Raw genomic sequence first — 18,670 nt, forward strand, 5'->3', positions numbered from 1 at the left:
CCATGCGCACCCAACGATGGACTCCACGCTCGGTCCTGCTGGTCGTCGTACTGCTGGCCGTCTCCTTCATCTATCTCTACCCGTTCCTGTGGCCGGTCTTCTCGTCGTTCAAGTCCTCGAACGAGATGTACACCGCCGGCTTCAAACTCTGGCCCGAGCACTGGACCGGCGAGAACTACGGCCGCGCCTGGACCACCGCGAACTTCAGCCGCTACCTGTTCAACTCGGTCCTCTACAGCACGGCGAGCACCGCCATCACCGTGATCGCGTCAGCGCTCGCGGGGTACACGCTGGCCCGCTACAAGTTCCCGGGCAGCCGGATCATCGGCGTACTGATCCTCGCGTTCCTTTTCATGCCGACGGCAACCAGTGTGCTGCCGGTCTTCGAGCTGATCCAGACGATCGGCCTGCTGAACACCGTCTGGGGAGTGCTGCTCGCCCTCACCGGCGGCGTCGGATTCAGCACGCTGCTGTTCCGCGGCTATTTCGGCGCGATCCCGCAAGAACTGTTCGACGCCGCCGCGATCGACGGCGCCGGCTTCTTCCGCACCTTCCGGCTGATCTTCCCACTGGCCAAGCCGATCATCGCGACCACCGCCATCCTCGGCTTCACGTCCAGCTGGCAGGAGTATTTCGTCCCACTGATCTTCACCCTCGGCAACCCCGAGCTGCGAACCGTCTCGGTCGGGTTGCGCGCGTTCACCCAGCAGTACAGCGTCGACCTGTCCGGCTTCGCCGCCGCCGTCACCTTGTCGATGGTGCCGATCGTTGCCGTCTTCCTCTTCTTCCAGCGCTACTTCATCGAGGGCCTCGCCGGAGCCGTCAAGGACTGAACGTGCGGGCGGTGACCGTGTGGACGGCGGTCACCACCGCGTCGATCTCCGGGATCTCCTGTTCGCCGTCGCGGCAGACCAGCACGCTGTAGCGCTTCGCCTCCACGCCGTCGAGCGGAACCCGCCGGATCGAACTCTCCGGCGCACCGGGCGTCAGGTCCGGCGCGATCGTCACGCCCCAGCCGACCCCGGCCAGGCCCAACGCCGTCGCCGCATCGCCAACAGTGGCTGCCACTCGCGGCCGGTAGCCCGATCCGGAACACAACCCCAGCAGCACCGTGCTCAGCGGGTGATGCTGGTAGACGATCCATTGTTCGTCGCGGAGCTGTTCGATCCGGCAACTCTCCAAGTCGGCGAGCTCATGCTTCGCCGGTACACAGAGACTCAGGCGATCGCACCCGAGGATCCATTGCCGCAGACCTGCCTCCGGCAGCGGCGGGCCCGCACCGAAGGTCGAGAGGATGACCACGTCCAGCCGGCCGCGTTTCACCTCGTCGGCACCCTGCTGGTCGGTGATCGCCACCAGCGACACCTCCAGCCGCGGATACCGCTGCCGGACCTTGGTGAGCGCCGTACTCATGATCGGCGGTCCTTCGCGAAACGGGATGCCGATCTTCAGCCGGCCGGCCACCCCACCCGGCTGCCGCAGCGCCGACTCGGCCGCGCGGAGCTCGACCAGGATCCGCTCGGTGTGCTCGATCAGCCGCCGTCCGAGCGGCGTCAGGGTGACGGTCTTGCCACCCCGGATCAGCAGTGAGACACCGGCCGATCGCTCCAGCGCGGACATCTGCTGCGACACCGCCGAGCGGGTGTAGCCGAGCTCGCGGGCGGCACTGGCGATCGAGCCGTGTTCGGCCACGGCTCGCAGCACGAGCAGTTTCGATGTATCGAGCATGCGTCACCTCTGTTAACGCTCCATGACCTCAAGCGTCAACCTACGCCCCTTGCTGCGCCGGGGATAGAGCGAGTTCTCTTAAGCATGGCCCGGACATTGAGCGAAAAGCAGCGCATCCCGACCTCGGGCGCTCGCGCCGTCGAAGCCTTCGCGATCGATGGCCGGCAGCTGCTCGCCATCCCCCAACTCGCGTACGACGTGCCCGGGACACCGGCCGGGATGAACGCCGGTGACAGCAACACCGACCTGCTCCTGCTCGAACGAACCGCCGGTGGCTACGAGCCCTTCGCCACGCTGCCCGCGCCCGGTGGTGAGGACGCGGAGTTCTTCACCATCGACGACCGGTCCTTCCTCGCCGTCGCCTGTATCCGCACCGGTTCCGGCCCGTACGAGTACTTCACCGACTCGTTCGTCTACGAGTGGAACGGCGACGGGTTCGAGTTGTTCCAGACGATCCCGACCTTCGCGGCCAAGCAGTGGAAGCACTGGACGATCGGCGACCGGCACTTCCTCGGCCTGGCCCAGGGGCTCGCGCTCCCGCACTTCGAGGGCCGTAACCGGGACTCGGTCATCTTCGAATGGGACGGCTCGAAGTTCGGTGAGTTCCAGGGCATCCCGTCCCAGTGGGCGTACAACTGGCATCCGTTCGAGCTCGATGGCCAACACTTCGTCGCGCACGCCGACCACGTCAGTGAAAGCATTCTATATCGCTGGTCCGGTTCGCAGTATGTGCCGCACCAGCCCCTGCTCGAACGAACCGGCCGCGCCTTCGCCACCTTCTCGACGTACCTGATCGCCGCAGGCTTGAGCGAACCACCGTCGGTACTGCGCTGGAACGGCGACCGTTTCGCTGCCCACAGCACGCTGGACGGACTCGGCGCCCGCGAGCTCCGCATCGTCGAGCAGAACGGTCACGTCTACCTGATCCGGGTCAACTTCATCCTCGGTACGCCGGCCGACCCGCAACCGTCGCTGACCTCGCAGCTGTACGAGTGGCAGGACGCCTTCCAGCTCGTGAACGAGTTTCCGACCTGTGGCGGCACCGATGCCGAAGTACTCAGCCTCGACGACGGAATCGAGTTCGCGGTCTCGAACTCGCTCACCCCCGAGATCAGATTCGCCAATGAAACAGTCATCTACCGGCTGGTGGACTGACCGATGGACCGCTACGAGTCTCCAGCCTTCGCGCGGCTCTTCTTCGCCTACACCGGCTCGCCGAGCAGCATCGGCGGCCAGCTCACCCTCGCCTCCGAACGCCGCTACGCCACCGCTCCGCTGATCGTCGCCACCCACGGCGACCTCGCGCTCTACCCAGGCAACGGCGAATCACCAACGATCGAGGGCTTTCGCCTCTCCACCCGCGGCTTCAAGGAACTCACGGCCGTCTCCCACCTCGGACCCGCGCTCGCCTCACTCGCCCAGGTCAAGGAGCTCGATCCGCACGGCCCCTGGCCGGCGGCGGCCGAAGAGCTGCTGGCCGCGACCAGGGAGACCCGAGCTGCGAACTCGCCCGAGCTGTGGCGTGACCTGGTCCGGATCAAGAGCTTCTCCGGACGCGAGCCGGCCATCGCCGCGATGGTCGACTACGCCTGCGCCGTCACCGAGCAGTACCTCGAACAGTCGCTGGCGGATCCGTCGTACCTAACAGCCGAGACGGTACGCCGCGATGCGCTCGAGGGCCCATCGGCCGAACTGCCCGTCCCGCTCAACCGGATCATGGTCGCCACGTTCTATCTGTTCGGCATGGACCTCGGGCACCGGCTAATCACGTGGTTCGACGGCCTCGGCCTGCCGTGGGAAGAGACCATGGTGATCATCGCCGGTCGCCAGGGCCGGCCGACCGCCGGTGTGACGAGAGACAGCAACAGCGTGGCCGGAGTCATCGGCGCCGCATCCCGGGGCCGGTTGCCCGACGCGAACCTGCTGATCGCTCCACACGCTCCGGTGTTCCCGACGTACGACGGCAGTAATCTCGACGCGGTCTCCGCCCTCGAACCTGAGTACCGGCGGCTGTGGTCGGGGGTCCGGGCAACCTGCGAACTCGGCGAGCAGATGTTCACCGGCTACCCCCGCTTCGAACCGGCCCGCTCCGGCTCCGAACTACCGGCCATCGACGGCCCGGCCGACTGGTTCGCTCTCACCTCGCGGCTGCGGCTCGTCCTCGAGGATCCACGGCAGCTGCTGTCCGGCGCGGTCACCGACTTCGCCGCCCGGCAACTCGTTGACAACGGCAACAACCCTGCCCAGCTGCTCGTCCCGGGCCTGGACGACGAACCGTACCCCCTGTGCATTGTCCAAGGAGAGGCATCATGAGACGTCCAGCCGCACGCCTACGCACCGGCAGCGCACTCGTCGCGCTGCTCGCCCTGACCACCACCGCCTGCGGCCTGTCCGCCGAGAAGCCCGCCGACCAGGCGTCGGCCAGCACCGAACCGATCGTGATCGGCATGTCGCTGCCGCTCAGCGGCCCGGTCGCCGACCGTGCCAAGCCCGGGATGGAGGGCTACCAGTACTGGGTCGACGAACTGAACGCCCAGGGCGGCCTGCTCGGTCGCAAGGTCGAGCTCAAGGTGCTGGACGACAGCTTCGACCAGCAGACCGCCATCTCCGACTACACCCGGCTGATCGCCCAGGACAAGGTCGACCTGCTCCTGGGCACGTTCTCCTCCGACCTGAACATCGCCGTCGCTCCGGTGGCCGAGCGCTACAAGTACGTCTACGTTCAGCCCTCTGGCGGTGCGGACGAGATCTTCGCCCGCGACTTCAAGTACCTCTTCTTCGCGCAGCCGGCCACCACCCAGAAGCTGCCCGACCGGTTCGTCGACCTGATCGCCGGGCTGCCGGCCGATCAGCGTCCGAAGACGCTGGCCCTGGTCCAGCTCGACGACCCGAACACCACCCAGGCCGCGAAGCTCTTCGGGGAGCGGCTCGGCGCACTCGGCGTGAAGACCGTCTACAACAAGACCTACGCGCCGGACACGTCGAACTTCGACACGATCGCGAACGCGATCAAGCAGGCGAAACCGGACCTGGTGATCAACGGCTCGATCGCCGGTGACGGGATCTCGCTGATCCGCTCGTTCCAGAAGGTCAGCTTCTCCCCCAAGCAGTTCTACCAACTGAACACCCCGACCGATCCGGCGTTCGCGAAGTCCATCGGCGCGAGCAGCACCGAGGGGATCTTCACCTACCTGGCGTGGAGCCCGGAGGCGAAGTACCCGTCCAACGCCGGGTTCGTGTCCGGATACACGAAACAGTTCAAGGCGGCGCCGAGTGAGGACGCGGCCAACTCGTACACCGCCGGCCAGGTCCTTGCCACAGCTGTGAAAGCGGTCGGCAAGCTGGACCAGACCGCGATCGCGGACTGGCTGCACAAGAACACCGTCGACACGGTCGTCGGCCCGCTGAACTGGGACGCCACCGGACGGCCGCAGGGTGACATGCTGCTCGGCCAGTTCCAGAGCGGCAAGCTGCAGATCGTCAGCCCGAAGTCGGCCGCCACCTCGGCCGACGTGCTGTTCGTCAAACCGGGCTGGAGCGGCTCATGACCCTTCTCCTCCAGACCGTCGTACTCGGCCTCCTGGTCGGCGGGGTCTACGCGTTGATGTCGTCCGGCTTCAGCCTGGTCTTCGGCGTGATGCGGATCATCAACCTCGCGCACGGCGCGATGATCGTATTGGCGGCCTTCCTCTCCTGGTGGGTGTGGGACCGCACCGGACTCGACCCGCTACTGGTCGGCGTCGTCATCACCCCGGTCATGTACGTCGTCGGCCGGGTCCTCTACCGCTTGGTGATCGCCCGGGTACACCGGATCGACCACGAGCTCGCGATGGTGGCGTCATTCGGCGTCGCCATCGTCGCCGGCGGCGTGATGTCGCTGATCTGGGGCACCGAGGTCCGCTCCGCGACGCCCTCCTACTTCAACACGTCGATCCAGCTCGGCTCGGTCGTTATTCCCCGAGCCCAGCTCTACGCCTTCATCGGAGCGCTCGCCATCCTCGGCGCGCTGTACGCGCTGCTCCGCGGCACCTTCCTCGGCCGCGCCATCCGCGCCTGCGCCGAGAACCGCGACAGCGCCGCCCTGGTCGGGATCGAGGTGGAGCGGACGATGGCGCAGATGTTCGCGATCGGCGCCGCCACCACCGGCTTCGGCGGTGCCGCCCTCTCCGTCATCTACCAGTTCGTGCCCGACTCCCACTACGTCTGGATCGGCCGCATCCTCTGCGTCGTCATCCTCGGCGGCCTGGGCAGCCTGGTCGGTGCCGCCCTCGGGGCCTCGATCCTCGGCCTGGGTGAGGCCCTCACCTCCTCGTACGTCGACACGCGGTGGGCGACCGCTGTCCCGTACGTCCTGATCATCGTGATCCTGCTGGTCCGCCCCCAAGGGCTCCTCGGTGGAAAGCTCCGCGCGGACGGAGCTCGGGCATGAGCACGGCTGTTGAGGTTGCCCGGCGGATTCCCAGGCGGTGGCTCATCGCCTTGGGGGTGCTGGCGGCCGTGGCGGTTCCGTTCCTGACGCCGAGCTCCTACATCCACAACGTGCTGATCCTGACCTTCCTGCTCGGCGTCCTCGGCTCCGGCTGGAACGTGATGTCCGGCCTGACCGGCTATGTGAGTCTGGGCCACAGCGCATTCATCGGCGTCGGTGCTTACACGGCCGGCATCCTCGCCGGCCAGTGGGAGGTCTCACCGTTCCTGGTCGCACCACTCGGCGGACTAGCCGCCGCCCTCGTCGCCTTGGCGCTCAGCTGGGTCACCCGCCGTACGAGGGGTGTCGCGTTCGTCATCGTCTCGTACGCGATGCTCGAACTGCTCGGGCTGATCGTCCGGAACTGGTCGTCGCTGACCGGCGGCAGCCAGGGGCTCCTGATGCCGTTGCCTGACTGGGATGTGCGGTTCCACAACTGGCCGTTCTACTACTCGCTGCTCGCGCTCCTGGTGCTCAGCGTGGCGATGACGAGCGCGATCCGGCGTTCCAAGTTCGGGCTGGGCCTGGTCGCGATCCGCGACGACGAGGACAAGGCGGCCGGGATCGGCGTACCGACACCGATCTACAAGAGCCTCGCCTTCATGGCCTCGGCCGTCCTGGTCGGGGTGGCCGGCGCGATCTACGGCTACTACGTCAGCTTTCTGACCGTCAGCACAATGTTCGACATCGTGCTGAGTCTCCAGGTGGTGCTCGCCGTGCTGCTCGGCGGTCGCGCGACCGTCTGGGGCCCGGTGCTCGGCGCGTTCATCATCGTGCCGCTGGCCGAGGTGACGAACACCTCTATCGGTGGCGTGGACGCCGGCGCGTTCCGCCTGATCATGTTCGGCGGGCTGCTGCTGATCGTCACGCTGGCGCTGCCGCGTGGCATCATCCCGTCGGTCGGCCGCTACCTTGAACGACGTTCCAGCAGCCGAACAGGTGCCCGGCTCGCCAGTACGGCGTTGCCCGTGGCACCGGCCAGCGCCCGCTCGGTTGCCGTCGGCACTGACCTGTTGCGGATCGAGGGCGTCACCGTCCAGTTCGGTGGCGTGAAGGCACTCGACGAGGCCTCGCTCGTGGTACCGGCCGGGTCGATCACCGCGCTGATCGGGCCGAACGGTTCGGGAAAGACCACCCTGTTCAACGTCATCGACGGCACCTACGAACCTGCCGCGGGCGACGTCGTACTGAACGGCAAGTCTTTGGCGAAGCTCGACCGGACCGGCCGCGCCTTCGCCGGAATCGGACGCACGTACCAGCTGCCGCGTCTCTTCGAAAGTCTCACGGTGCTGGAGAACGTTGCCGCGGTCAATGACTGCTTCGACCCGCGGCGGCTCGTGCACTCGGCCGTCTCAGGTGCCGAGGCGGCTCGGGCGACCGAGCTGCTCGAGTTCGTCGGACTCGGCGAGTACGTCGACGCGGCTGCCACCGACCTCTCCTACGGCCAACGCAAACTGGTCGAGCTCGCGCAACTGCTGATGCTGGACCCCGCCGTCATCCTGCTCGACGAGCCGGCGGCCGGCATCAACCCGACGCTGCTGCAGCGGCTCGCCGACCTGATCCGCGCGCTCAACGCGAGCGGCCGGACGTTCGTGATCGTCGAGCACGACATGCAGTTCGTCCTCGCACTCGCGGACCGGACCACGGTGCTTGCCCACGGCAAGGTGATCGCCACCGGAGACCCGGCCGCGGTCAGCACCGATCCCGCCGTACTGGAGGCCTATCTGGGCGACGACTTCGTCCTCGAACCGACGACGGGACCGCGACCATGATCGAGTTCGAGAACGTCCGGGCCGGGTACGGCGGCGGCGACGTCCTGCAGGGGGTGACGCTGACGGTCGAGCGAGGCGCGATCACGTGTGTCGTCGGTCCGAACGGCGCCGGCAAGTCAACGCTGCTGCGGGTCCTCAGTGGACTGCTGCCACCGAGCGCCGGGACCATCCTGGTGGACGGCAAACCCGTGCACACGCTCACGCCGGCCGAGGTGCTGGCCGCCGGAGTCGCTCAGGTTCCGCAACAAGGCGGGCTGTTCGGGCATCTGACCGTTCGCGACAACATGCTGCTCGGCGGCTACCTGATCCGCGGCCAACGCGGCCGGCTGAAGAAGCGGCTCGAGGAGCTGGCGGAGGCGTTCCCGGTGATCACAGCGCGCGCTCACGACAAGGCCGCCGACCTGTCCGGTGGTCAGCGCCGGATCGTCGAGTTCGCCCGAGCGCTGGTCACCAACCCTTCGGTGGTGCTGCTGGACGAGCCCACGCTCGGCCTCGACCCGAAGACCTGCGAGATGGTCTTCGACAGCACCCGAACCATGAACGACCTCGGCGTCACGGTGCTGATGGTCGAGCAGAACGTGCGCTTCGGGCTCAAGCTTGCCCACCACGGCGTGGTGATGGAACGCGGCCAGGTCCTGCTCGCCGAACCGGCCGCCGAACTCCTCGCCCGCCCCGACATGGCCGCACTGTTCTTCGGTGCGGCTCCGGAAGAGGCTCGATGAACAGATTCGTGCAGCAGACCAGTGCCGGCAACGACTTCCTCGGCCGGCTCCGCGACGGCCGACCGACACTCATGCTCGGGATCCGCGGCTCGCGCAGTACCGATATCGCCCGGGTCGCGCACGCCACCGGGCACCACGCGATCCTGGTCGATCTGGAGCACTCGACCATGCCGCTCGACACCGCGGCCGCGATCTGCGCCCTCGCGGCCGACCTCGGCGTGATGCCGCTGGTCCGGACCCCGGAACGCTCGTACGGCGACATCGGCCGCCTGCTCGACGGCGGTGCCCTGGGTGTGGTGGCTCCCCGGATCGAGACTGTCGAGGAGGCGTCGACCGTCGTCCGGGCGTGCCGCTTTCCCCCACGTGGACAGCGTTCCCAGCTCGCAAGCGTGCCAGCGCTCGGAATGCGTCCGACGCCGGCCGGTGTACTCAATCCCACCCTGGATGCGGCAACCGTCGTACAGATCCTGATCGAGACACCACTGGGGATCAGCAATGCGGACGCGATCGCAGCCATCGACGGCGTCGACATGCTGTCGCTCGGCGCCAACGATCTGACGGCCGAGCTCGGGATCGCCGGGCAGTACGACCATCCGCTGGTGCGGGAGGCGGTCGACACGGTCGCCAAGGCCTGCGCCAACCACGGGAAGCTCTTCATGCTCGGCGGAGTCGCGGACCCGGTCCAGTACGCGTCGCTCGCTCAGCTCGGTGTCTGCCCGCTCGTCGTGACGGGGATGGACACCGACCTCCTCTTCTCAGCCGTGCAGACCCGCGCCGAATCCGTCCTTCGATCGCTCACCGAGGTGCCCGCGTGACGACTCCCCTCCAGACCCTGCCGATGCGTTCCGCGTCGTCCAACACCGCGCCGACCTTCGAGGTCCCGGCCGGAAGCTGCGACGCACACTTCCACGTCTTCGAACCCGGCTATCCCCACGTCTCGAACCCGCTCTACACCTTCCCGGACGCCACCTTGGACCAATACCTGGAGATGACCGAGTTCCTCGGGATCTCCCGGATGGTGATCGTCCAGCCCACCTTCTACGCCACCGACAACAGCCTCGCCCTCGAAGTCCTCCGCCGCGCCGGATCCCGGTGCCGCGGCGTCGTCCGGGTCGAGGAGGACATCAGCGACACCGAACTCGATCGGTACGACGCCCTCGGCGTACGGGCAATCCGGCTCGACCTGTTCGCCCGCGCCGAGCAACCGACCGACGAGCTCATCGCGTACATCCGCCGGATGGCACTGCGAACCGCGGCGCGCGGCTGGCACCTGCAGTTCTACACACCGGGCTGGGTGGTTCGCGACCTGCTCCCGTTCCTCGCCGACTTCGACCAGCCGTACGTCATCGACCACATGGGCTACATGAAGGAAGAGGACGGCCTCACCCCAGCCGACGCCGACCGCCTGCTGACGGTCCTCCGCGACAACGGCAACTGCTGGATCAAACTCTCCGGCCCCTACCGCATCGCCAAGGACAAACCCCTCAGCGCCCTCCAGGAACTAGGCACCGCCCTCGTCACCACCCGCCCCGACCGCCTCCTCTGGGGCTCCGACTGGCCCCACCTCCCCAACGGCCAACGAGACACCGGCGAACTCCTCAACCTCCTCCCCACCTGGGCCCCCACCCCCGAAACCCGCCACCAGATCCTGGTCGACTCCGCCTCCCACCTCTTCTTCGCCCACTAGCCGGCCTGGTGGCTGATCGGTTGCGGTGGCTGGGGTCTCTGGCTGGCCAGGAACCCCGTCTTCCCGAAGGTGCTCGTCCCATCCGACCGCTCGGATTCGGCCGGCGAGGTGCGCGGTGGTTGGTCGCCGCTGCGGTCGGTATTACTGAGGCGGGTGGCTGAGCAGGTCTACGGCTGAGGGGGATGGTTCGGTCGGCGACCGAGGTTCCCGTTGCCTGAGCTTCCGGGCTACAGCTGAGGTCGGCGGGTGACGGCAGTCGGCAACTTCCGGTCGCCATCCCCACAAAAGCACCGACCAGCGAACCGGGCAGGCGGCCGGTCCCGCGCCACCACTGCTGGCGTGAGACACCTTGTGACAGCTGGAGACCTGTTGCCACAGGCCTCCGGCCCCCGCTTGGTGTCTCCGGCCCCCGCCTAGTGTCTCCGGCCCCCGCTCGGTGTCTCCGGCCGCCAGTGGCGGCGCGGATCCAGCGGGCCAACGGGGTCTGGGGAGTTCTACCGGCCGATTCGGCAGGTCAGGCTCCCCAGTCCGACCATCACCGCCCCTGCGAGTGGCGCCACCGTGCAATCAGCACCCGAGTGTGAGGACCGTGCCGCCGGATTTCGATTTCCGGCGACATTCTCCTCACACTCGCACGATGGCTTCACTCGCGGGCAGCACGGTGGCTTCGGTCGCGGGCAGCACAGGGGATTCACTTGCCGACGGCATCACCTCGGCAACTGGTTTGCCGGCAGGAACCAGCGCCGCGAGTCAGCCAGCAAGCCTCCGCACGATCGCCCCAAGCAAAGTGCTCAGCCACCGCGGCGGGTCGGCGAACAGGCCTCGTGAGCAGCGGGCTCAGCCGCAGCCCGTCAGCCACAGGCAACGGGAACCTTGGTCACCAACCGCACCATCCCGCCCAGACACTGACCACCCCAGCCACACCGCTTCAGTCAAACCGGCCGCAGCGGCGACCAGCCACCGGGTACGCCGTCGGCCGGATCCGAGCGGCCGGATGGGACGAGCACATTCGGGAAGGAGGAGTTTCTGGCTAGCCAAGGCCCTCAGCCACCGCCAGACCACCTAACGTCCGAAGATCCGGAGACGGAGCCTGCGGGTCCTTCGGACGTTAGCGACTGGACGGGGCGGCGGGGGCGGGGAATGTGTCGGTTCTGTTGCGGGGGGAGGTTGGGGGCGAACCTCTAGGGGTGGGGCCGCGTCTTAGCGTGCGTTACCGGGTTTTGAGGGCCCGGCGCCGGGGGTCATCGGGTGGGAATGCGATGACGCACGGCGAATTCGGGGTTCGTGGAAATTCTGGGGGAATTTTCAATGAGTGCTGTACTGACGCATGTCCGGGCAGATCCGCAGCTGGCTGACGTGGTGTTGCCTGCTCCACTTCCGTTGGGGCGAAGGGTTCTGAAGCATCCGCGGTTGATGCAGAGCAACCGGTTGGTGCTGTTCGTCGTGGCGACCAACCTGGTGCTGTTCGGCTGGGGACTGGGGAATCATTGGTGGGGATCGGTCGTCAATGTGGCACTGATCGCGCAGGTGAATTTCGCGCTGGGGATTCTGATTCGCCAGCAGTTCTTCGTGAATGCCTTGTGCAGGCTGGTGATGCGGGTGCCGAAGTCGTGGCCGCTCAAGCTGCGCTGGACGCTTGCCAAGGGCTACCACCTGGGCGGGTTGCACGTCGGGGGTGCGATCTGCGGGACGCTGTGGTTCTGGGCGTTGACCGTGATCGCGATCGGCCAGGTCGACGCCGGTCTGCAGGTGACGTACTGCCTGCAATCGCTGCTTCTGTTCGGGATCGTCATGACTTCGCGGCCGAAGTTCCGGACCGCGTATCACGATCTGTTCGAGCGCATGCACCGGTTCGGCGGCTGGACGTTGTCGGCGTTGTTCTGGATCAGCGCGATCCAGCTCGGCAGCCCGTCGACGATCATCGTGCTGACCATCACCACGATCAGCTCATTGTTGCCGTGGACAATGTTGCGGCGGATTCCGGTCGACGTGATCCGGCCGTCGTCGCATGTCGCGCTCGTGAGCAGCAACCGGTTCCGACCGATGGCGGGTTCGACGCGGTCGGTCGCACGGCACCCGTTGCAGCAGTGGCACAGCTTCGCCGTGATCCCGACGCCGGGTGTGCCGGGGTTCCGGATGGCGATCTCGCGCGCCGGTGACTGGACCAGCGACTTCATCGACAACCCGCCGTCACACCTGTGGGTGCGAGGAATCTCGACCGCCGGCATGGCGAACTACGGCAGCGTCTTCAACCGCGTCGTGTACGTCGTGACCGGCAGCGGGATCGGACCGGTCCTGGCGCACATCCTGGCCAACCGCGTCCCCATGCAGCTGGTGTGGGTGACGCGCAACCCGGTGAAGACCTACGGACAGGCGCTCGTCGACGAAATCCTGGCCGCTCAGCCGGACGCGATCATCTGGGACACGGATGCGAACGGCAAACCCGACATGGTGAAGCTGGCCTACTCGGCGTACGAATCCTCGAACGCCGAGGCCGTGATCTGCGTGTCGAACCGGAAGGTGACCTGGTCGGTCGTGCACGGGATGGAGCGGCTCGGGATCCCTGCCCTGGGCCCGATCTGGGACTCGTGACCTCACTTGAGGCCGGAGTGCGCGAGCCCCTCCACGAACTGACGCTGGGCGAGTACGAAGACGACCAGCATCGGCAGGACGGTCATCGTCGCGGCGGCGAGCTGGGTGTTCCACATCTGGCCACCGTACGCGTCCGTGAATCGGGTCAGTGCCTGTGGCAACGTGAACAGCTCCGGTGAGGTGATGTACACGGTCGGCTCCAGGTACAGGTTCCAGGAGGCGAGGAAGGTCAGGATCGCGACCGCGGACAGCGCCGGCTTGGCCAGCGGCAGACAGATCCGGAACCAGATCCCCGGCCGGCCGAGCCCGTCCAGCCGAGCCGCCTCCTCAAGCTCGACCGGGAGCGCGATGAAGAACTGCCGCATGATGAACGTCGCGAGCACGCATGGCGCCGCCAACGCCGTGACCAGGATCAGTGGCCAGTGCGTGTTGATCATCCCGGCCCGTTTGAACAGCTGGAACAACGGCACGATCGTCACCTCACTCGGCACCAACAGCCCGGTCAGTACGACGAGGAACAACGCATTCGCCCCGGGAAACCGGATCCGCGCGAACGCATAGCCGCCCAGTGCCGAAACGACCAGCGTGATCAAGGTGACCAGCACAGCGATGTAGACGCTGTTCAGATACTGGCGGGCAAACGGCTGGAAGCTGAAAGCCTCGCTGTACGCCGCCAGCGTCGGATGCTTGGTCCACAACGTCGGCGGTGAGGCGAAGATCTCCGGCAACGGCTTCACCGATGCGGCGACCATCCACACCGTCGGCACCACGAACGGGATCGCCAGCACAGCCAGTGCCAGCACGAGTAGCACTCGTCTACTCCTCATAGAACACCCATTTCCGGCGCAGCTGCCACTGCAGCAAGGTCAGCACCATCACGAAGCTCAACAGCATCAGCGCCAGCGTCGACCCGTACCCGATGTCGTTGAACTTGAAGGCCTGCTGGAACACGTAGTACACGAGCACCGTCGTCGACAGCTCCGGCCCGCCCGCGGTCAGTACGGCGATCTGCGCGAACGACTGCAACGCCCCGACCACCGTCACGATCACCGTGAGCAGGATCGTCGGCGAGATCAACGGCAACGTGATCCGGCCGAACACGGACCGGCTGCTCGCGCCGTCGATCCGCGCCGCCTCGTACAACTCCCCCGGCACCCCTTGCAGCGCGGCCAGGAACAGCACCATGTTCACCCCGACACTGCGCACCACCTGGGTGAACACCACCGAGATCATCGCGGTGTCGCCGTGCTGCAACCAGTTCGGACCATCGATCCCCATCCCTCCGAGGAGACCGTTGATCCCGCCGTTGTCCTGGAGCAGGAAACCCCAGACCAACGTCCACGCCACGACCGACACCACAACCGGTGAAAAGAACAGCGTCCGGAAGAACGTCACCCCACGAAACTTCCGGTTCAGCAGCACAGCGAGCAACAGGCCGAGCGCGATGTTCAGTACGACGACTCCACCGGAGAACAAGGCGGTTGCCCCCAGCACCTTCGGCAGCTGCGGATCGTCGGCCAGCGCCGCGTAGTTCTCCGCCCCCACGAACGTCTGCTTACCGGTGAACACGTTCCAGTCGTTGAGGCTGTACCAGATCGCCATCCCGACCGGCAGCAGCACGAACAGCGCGACCCCGGCAAGTTGAGGCAGGATGAACACGTAGCCGGTCAGCACATCCCGCCGCCGAATGGTCCAGTACGACGACATTACTTGGCCAGGATGGGTTGGATCGCCGTACAGACCGAGTTCAGGACGGCGGGGATGTCGGCGTTCGGCGTCCACAGCGCGTCCAGCGCGGTCTTGCCCTTCTGGGCGATCTCGGCCGGGCTGGTGTGGTTCGGCAGCGTGACGGCGTTCGGCAGTTGGTCGACGACCGCAGCCTGCAGTTGGGCGGCATTGAGCACCTTGTTGTTCGCGGCAAGCTTCTCGCCGGTCAGCAGCGACTTGCGGGGCGGCGGGAAGTACTGGGCCAGCTTCGCGGCGTTCTCCGGGTTCGACAGATAGGTCAGGAAGTCGACGGCCTGGTCACGCTGCTTGCTTGAGGCAAGCACGCCCACTCCCGCCTGCCCGATCACGGCGTACTTACCCTTCGGCCCGGTCGGCAACGGATACAGGCCGAACTTGAACGACCCGGTCAGCAATGAGGCGCGCGACACCTGCGCAACGGTGAACGCCGCGTCCCCAGCGAAGAAGTCAGCCGTCACCCCAGGACCAGGCATCGCTTTGGTCTTGAAAGCGGCATCGTGCAGGAACGTGAACGCCTGCTGCATCTCCGGGCTGTTGAACGTGCAGGTCTTCCCGTCGGCACTCCAGGCCGAAGCACCCCAACCGGTCCAGACAGTCGCCAGGTTGTTCCACGACTTGTAGTCGAAGTCCCGGACGACGAACCCGGCCTTCCCGGTCTTCGCCTGTACGGCGGCGCCCGCGGCGGCGACCTGCTCCCAGGTCAGCTTGGTCGGGTCGACCTTCTGCCCGGCCTTCGCCAGCAGGTCGGTGTTCACATACAGGGCGAACGGCGAGTTGGAGAACGGGTACGCGTACAACGTGCCGTCCTTGCTGAATTCCTTGGCCGCGCTGTCCACCAGGTCGTCGTACTTCCAGCCCTCGGTCGCCTTCAGCGGGTCGGTCAGCCCGACCAGCGCGTCGGCGGCGATCAGGTCCCGCGAGATGTCGCCCATCCACGCCAGGTCCGGCGCGTTGCCGCCGGCGATCTGAGTGGTCAGCGTCGTGTTGTAGTCGGCGAACGGCAGACTCTCGAAGGTGATCGAGGCGACCTTCGGGTGGTCGGCCTGATAGGCGTCGGCGATCGAGTTGAGCAGCTTCAGCTGGGCCTCGTTCGAGGTCCAGACCGTCATCCGCAGTTTCGCGTCCGCGGCCTTGTTCGCCGTCTCGGTCGCCGGAGCGCCGCACGCGGTCAGGGCGGCGGCCGTCACCAGGGCGACCGCGCCGACAAGTTTCCGTGCTGTGGTCATGAGAATGGTCCTTCGGTAGGAAAGAAAGCTAGTAGCCGGCGACCTCGGGCCAGTGGAGTTCCACCCCGGCCTCGAGCAGCCGGTGCTGGACCTGCTCGACGAGCGCCGGGTCGGCCGCGACCTGCTGCGGGCTCAGCCCGTGGTCGAGGCAGAACGCGGTGAGCTCCCCTGTGGACTCACCGACGTTCCACTCGACCGGGTGCAGCCGGTAGGCGCCGTTGGTGATGTGCGTGGTGCCGATGTTCTTTGCCGTGGGCAACAGGTTCTGCGTGGCCACCGGGACGAGCGCACCGAGCGGAATCTCGAACGGTGCACAGTCGACGTCGATGTAGTTGTCCCCGCCGGTCGACGGATGCAGATCGATCCGGTACATGCCCACCCCGACCGACCCTTCGAACCGGGCCGGCCCGTCGTACCCACGGACCTTGATCGAGACGTCCTGCTCCCGCACGGTCGTGAGCGCCTTGATCCGCCGGGATTCCCGGATGTACGGCGCCTGCGCGAACCCGTCGTCCGTCCCGACCATGTCCGGTCGCAACCGCAGCCCGGGCCAGCCGCGTCCGCCGTCCGGACGCGGCGCCTCGGTCTGCAACCAATACACGTAGGCGCGCGATTGCGCCTTGGCGGCAGCCTGGTGCACCGCGCGGTCGGCGAACTCGATGACAGAACCGCCCACATAGTCGAGCTGCGGCCAGTTGGCCAGCACGACGTCACTGTCGTAAAAGCCGTCCACAAACGTGTTCCGTGCCGCGATCCGGCGGAACAACCACAGATCACGGTCCCCCGGATCGATCCGCGGATCCCCGGTCACATCGTGCTCCGGGTTGACGTGCATGGTCCGCTCCTCCGGCACCAGGGTGCGCGGGTTCGGTGCGGTGAACGACAGCATCGGCGCGCCCCAGAACGGCAGCTCGAACGAACGCCAGTAGTCGTAATCCACCGGCCGCTCGATCGTGTGATCCCCAGCCACGTGATCGAAGACGAAACACCAGGCGATCGACTGCACGTTGCCTGGATCGGCGACCTCGGCGGCACTCGGCTCACCGGTCTCCGCGCGACTCTCGGCTCCGACAACGAACGCCGTACCGGTCATCGGCAGCAGGTCACCGGTCTCGGTCCCATCCAGGAAGAACTCGGCGGCGATCTCCGTCTCGGCCCCGGTCCGCAGATCGGCGACCGTGACCAGGCGAACCGTCGTACCGCTCATCTCCGCAGACACCGGCACCACCGGCTGCAGGACCGTCAGCCGACCAGTCGACCGGTACGGCGCCAGCTGCGCGGTGATCACGGCGTTCGCGACCCGCGGTTCGTGGCAGAGCTTGCTGACCCGGCCGCGACCCGGATTCAGCTCGCGGTCGACCCGGGCGGACGCAGACAGCGGATAGTGGTCGCGGTAGTACATGCGAATGTCTTCCCGCAGCGCGCGATACCGAGCGGTGACACCGAACTGCTCGACCCAGATGTGCTCATCGGGCGGCACCGCCTGCGAGGTCAGCTGGCCGCCAAGCCACGCATACTCCTCGGTCAGCACCACACGCCGACCGCGTTGCAGCAGCGCGAGCGCGGCGGCGACGGACCCGAGCCCACCGCCAATGATCGCGACCTCGCTGGTGATCCGCTTCGTCATGACTGGACCAGCCGAGGCACGATCGTCTCGCTGGATCGCACGTCCGCCACCAGAAGCCGCCTGATCTCCAACGTGTGCCACTCATTCGGGTCCGTCGCGATCAAGAGCTGCAGCAGATCCAGCGCCTCGGCCGCCAGCCGTTCCCTCGGCACATGGAAGCCCGCCAGCGCGCGCCCCTCGACGCGATGCCCCCGCACCTCGGCCAGCGCAGCCACGGAAATCTCGTCCGGTACGCCGATGCCCGCCGCCGTCAACGAGTGCACGACGTCCTCGGTCAGGAAGGCGTCCTCGCCAAGGATCACGGTCGCACCGGTCGCCTGAGCCAACCGCGGCAGCTCCGGGATGCGCTCCTCGCCGACCAGCAGGAAGGACAGCCGCCCCTCCGCGGAGGCAGCCTCGACCGCGACCCGACGGTCCCGAGCGGTCGGAGTATCGGTACCACGGTGGACATACAGAGCCTGCTGATGCCCCTGCGCCACGGCCTGATCCATCAGCTTGTTGGCCGGCGTGATGTAGTCGATCGCGACGTACGGCACCGCGGCCGCGGTCTCGTCCCGACGGCCGATCGCGACGAACGGGAACTGCTCGGCGACCAGTCGCTCGAGCTCGGAGGCGACCATCTGCTGACCGAGCAGCACGCAGCCGTCGGTGAGCCGGAGGCGGGTCTTGCGGTGGAAGAGGCTACGGGCGCCGTTCTCCACCGGTGAGGAGGTGAAGAACAGCAGGTCCCAGCCGACCTGCTCAGCGGCGCGCTCCAAGCCGTTCAGCAGTGGGCCGTAGAAGTCCATGCTCTCCGGCGACAGCGCGGGCTCGTAGGTGAACAGGCCGATGATCTGGTTGTCCAGCCCGGCCAGCCGGCGCGCGGCCGGGTCGGCGACATAGGTGAGCTCCTCGATGGCCTGCTTCACCCGCGCCCGGGTCTCGGCCGGGATCCGCACGTTCTTCCCGTCGCGGTCGTTCAGCACCACCGATACTGTGGTCTGGCTGACGCCCGCGATCTCGGCGATCTCGCGCTGGGTCACCCGGCGAGGCTTCGATGGCATCTACGCTCCTGATAATGCGTATCTTCAGTGGATTGCCAAGACCCTAGGACGATCCGGGC

At 67.0% G+C, this 18,670-nt stretch carries 16 protein-coding genes; 10 read left to right on the plus strand and 6 right to left on the minus strand.

The features are described from left to right. Positions 1–2: 2 nt before the first annotated feature. Complete coding sequence (locus OG474_RS42885) at positions 3–833, plus strand: carbohydrate ABC transporter permease (RefSeq protein WP_405059428.1); 831 nt, start codon at positions 3–5, stop codon at positions 831–833. Here the strand turns inward: OG474_RS42885 and OG474_RS42890 are convergent. Further along, positions 823–1,728, minus strand: a complete 906-nt coding sequence (locus tag OG474_RS42890; RefSeq protein WP_405059429.1) for a LysR family transcriptional regulator — start codon at positions 1,726–1,728, stop codon at positions 823–825. The two genes, OG474_RS42885 and OG474_RS42890, sit on opposite strands and share 11 nt — an antisense overlap. An 84-nt stretch (positions 1,729–1,812) precedes the next feature. Here OG474_RS42890 and OG474_RS42895 point away from each other — a divergent pair, with 84 nt between their 5' ends. The 9 genes from OG474_RS42895 to OG474_RS42935 all read left to right on the plus strand — a co-directional run bounded on the left by OG474_RS42895 (position 1,813) and on the right by OG474_RS42935 (position 12,969). Next, on the plus strand, positions 1,813–2,883 hold the full coding sequence (locus OG474_RS42895; RefSeq protein ID WP_405059430.1) for a hypothetical protein: 1,071 nt from the start codon (positions 1,813–1,815) through the stop codon (positions 2,881–2,883). A 3-nt stretch (positions 2,884–2,886) separates the two neighbouring features. Then, the gene (locus OG474_RS42900; protein ID WP_405059431.1) at positions 2,887–4,041 is read left to right on the plus strand and encodes a DUF5624 domain-containing protein; all 1,155 of its coding nucleotides are present in this window, start codon (positions 2,887–2,889) and stop codon (positions 4,039–4,041) included. Beyond that, a complete protein-coding gene (locus OG474_RS42905) occupies positions 4,038–5,276 on the plus strand; it encodes an amino acid ABC transporter substrate-binding protein (protein WP_405059432.1) in 1,239 nt (412 codons plus the stop codon). Before OG474_RS42900 ends, OG474_RS42905 begins: the two co-directional genes overlap by 4 nt. Then, entirely contained in the window at positions 5,273–6,157 is an 885-nt protein-coding gene (locus OG474_RS42910) for a branched-chain amino acid ABC transporter permease (RefSeq protein WP_405059433.1), read from the plus strand. The genes OG474_RS42905 and OG474_RS42910 overlap by 4 nt, the downstream gene beginning before the upstream one ends. Beyond that, on the plus strand, positions 6,154–7,968 hold the full coding sequence (locus OG474_RS42915; protein ID WP_405059434.1) for a branched-chain amino acid ABC transporter ATP-binding protein/permease: 1,815 nt from the start codon (positions 6,154–6,156) through the stop codon (positions 7,966–7,968). The genes OG474_RS42910 and OG474_RS42915 overlap by 4 nt, the downstream gene beginning before the upstream one ends. Beyond that, on the plus strand, positions 7,965–8,690 hold the full coding sequence (locus tag OG474_RS42920; RefSeq protein WP_405059435.1) for an ABC transporter ATP-binding protein: 726 nt from the start codon (positions 7,965–7,967) through the stop codon (positions 8,688–8,690). Before OG474_RS42915 ends, OG474_RS42920 begins: the two co-directional genes overlap by 4 nt. After that, entirely contained in the window at positions 8,687–9,505 is an 819-nt protein-coding gene (locus OG474_RS42925; RefSeq protein ID WP_405059436.1) for an HpcH/HpaI aldolase/citrate lyase family protein, read from the plus strand. Before OG474_RS42920 ends, OG474_RS42925 begins: the two co-directional genes overlap by 4 nt. Next, entirely contained in the window at positions 9,502–10,377 is an 876-nt protein-coding gene (locus OG474_RS42930; protein WP_405059437.1) for an amidohydrolase family protein, read from the plus strand. The genes OG474_RS42925 and OG474_RS42930 overlap by 4 nt, the downstream gene beginning before the upstream one ends. 1,308 nt (positions 10,378–11,685) lie before the next feature. Beyond that, positions 11,686–12,969 (plus strand): hypothetical protein, encoded by a 1,284-nt coding sequence (locus tag OG474_RS42935; protein ID WP_405059438.1) that lies wholly within the window; start codon positions 11,686–11,688, stop codon positions 12,967–12,969. A 2-nt stretch (positions 12,970–12,971) separates the two neighbouring features. Here OG474_RS42935 and OG474_RS42940 read toward each other — a convergent pair whose 3' ends face one another. From OG474_RS42940 to OG474_RS42960, 5 genes are read right to left on the minus strand one after another with little or no spacing between them, the layout of a single operon-like run. Continuing rightward, positions 12,972–13,781, minus strand: coding sequence for a carbohydrate ABC transporter permease (locus tag OG474_RS42940; RefSeq protein ID WP_405059439.1), 810 nt, complete (start codon positions 13,779–13,781; stop codon positions 12,972–12,974). A gap of 4 nt (positions 13,782–13,785) precedes the next feature. Beyond that, complete coding sequence (locus tag OG474_RS42945) at positions 13,786–14,676, minus strand: carbohydrate ABC transporter permease (protein WP_405059440.1); 891 nt, start codon at positions 14,674–14,676, stop codon at positions 13,786–13,788. Beyond that, a complete protein-coding gene (locus OG474_RS42950) occupies positions 14,676–15,941 on the minus strand; it encodes an ABC transporter substrate-binding protein (protein ID WP_405059441.1) in 1,266 nt (421 codons plus the stop codon). Before OG474_RS42950 ends, OG474_RS42945 begins: the two co-directional genes overlap by 1 nt. A 28-nt stretch (positions 15,942–15,969) precedes the next feature. Continuing rightward, entirely contained in the window at positions 15,970–17,568 is a 1,599-nt protein-coding gene (locus tag OG474_RS42955) for an FAD-dependent oxidoreductase (RefSeq protein WP_405059442.1), read from the minus strand. Continuing rightward, entirely contained in the window at positions 17,565–18,611 is a 1,047-nt protein-coding gene (locus OG474_RS42960; protein WP_405059443.1) for a LacI family DNA-binding transcriptional regulator, read from the minus strand. Before OG474_RS42960 ends, OG474_RS42955 begins: the two co-directional genes overlap by 4 nt. Positions 18,612–18,670 lie beyond the last annotated feature (59 nt).

Origin of the sequence: Kribbella sp. NBC_01505 (assembly GCF_045040285.1) — a bacterium.
Lineage (GTDB): Bacteria > Actinomycetota > Actinomycetes > Propionibacteriales > Kribbellaceae > Kribbella.

Excerpts from the sequence above, each read along its gene's own strand:
- OG474_RS42885 (WP_405059428.1), top strand. The coding sequence starts at position 3 with ATGCGCACCCAACGATGGACTCCACGCTCGGTCCTGCTGGTCGTCGTA.
- OG474_RS42890 (WP_405059429.1), bottom strand. The coding sequence starts at position 1,728 with ATGCTCGATACATCGAAACTGCTCGTGCTGCGAGCCGTGGCCGAACAC.
- OG474_RS42895 (WP_405059430.1), top strand. The coding sequence starts at position 1,813 with ATGGCCCGGACATTGAGCGAAAAGCAGCGCATCCCGACCTCGGGCGCT.
- OG474_RS42900 (WP_405059431.1), top strand. The coding sequence starts at position 2,887 with ATGGACCGCTACGAGTCTCCAGCCTTCGCGCGGCTCTTCTTCGCCTAC.
- OG474_RS42905 (WP_405059432.1), top strand. The coding sequence starts at position 4,038 with ATGAGACGTCCAGCCGCACGCCTACGCACCGGCAGCGCACTCGTCGCG.
- OG474_RS42910 (WP_405059433.1), top strand. The coding sequence starts at position 5,273 with ATGACCCTTCTCCTCCAGACCGTCGTACTCGGCCTCCTGGTCGGCGGG.
- OG474_RS42915 (WP_405059434.1), top strand. The coding sequence starts at position 6,154 with ATGAGCACGGCTGTTGAGGTTGCCCGGCGGATTCCCAGGCGGTGGCTC.
- OG474_RS42920 (WP_405059435.1), top strand. The coding sequence starts at position 7,965 with ATGATCGAGTTCGAGAACGTCCGGGCCGGGTACGGCGGCGGCGACGTC.
- OG474_RS42925 (WP_405059436.1), top strand. The coding sequence starts at position 8,687 with ATGAACAGATTCGTGCAGCAGACCAGTGCCGGCAACGACTTCCTCGGC.
- OG474_RS42935 (WP_405059438.1), top strand. The coding sequence starts at position 11,686 with ATGAGTGCTGTACTGACGCATGTCCGGGCAGATCCGCAGCTGGCTGAC.
- OG474_RS42945 (WP_405059440.1), bottom strand. The coding sequence starts at position 14,676 with ATGTCGTCGTACTGGACCATTCGGCGGCGGGATGTGCTGACCGGCTAC.
- OG474_RS42950 (WP_405059441.1), bottom strand. The coding sequence starts at position 15,941 with ATGACCACAGCACGGAAACTTGTCGGCGCGGTCGCCCTGGTGACGGCC.
- OG474_RS42955 (WP_405059442.1), bottom strand. The coding sequence starts at position 17,568 with ATGACGAAGCGGATCACCAGCGAGGTCGCGATCATTGGCGGTGGGCTC.
- OG474_RS42960 (WP_405059443.1), bottom strand. The coding sequence starts at position 18,611 with ATGCCATCGAAGCCTCGCCGGGTGACCCAGCGCGAGATCGCCGAGATC.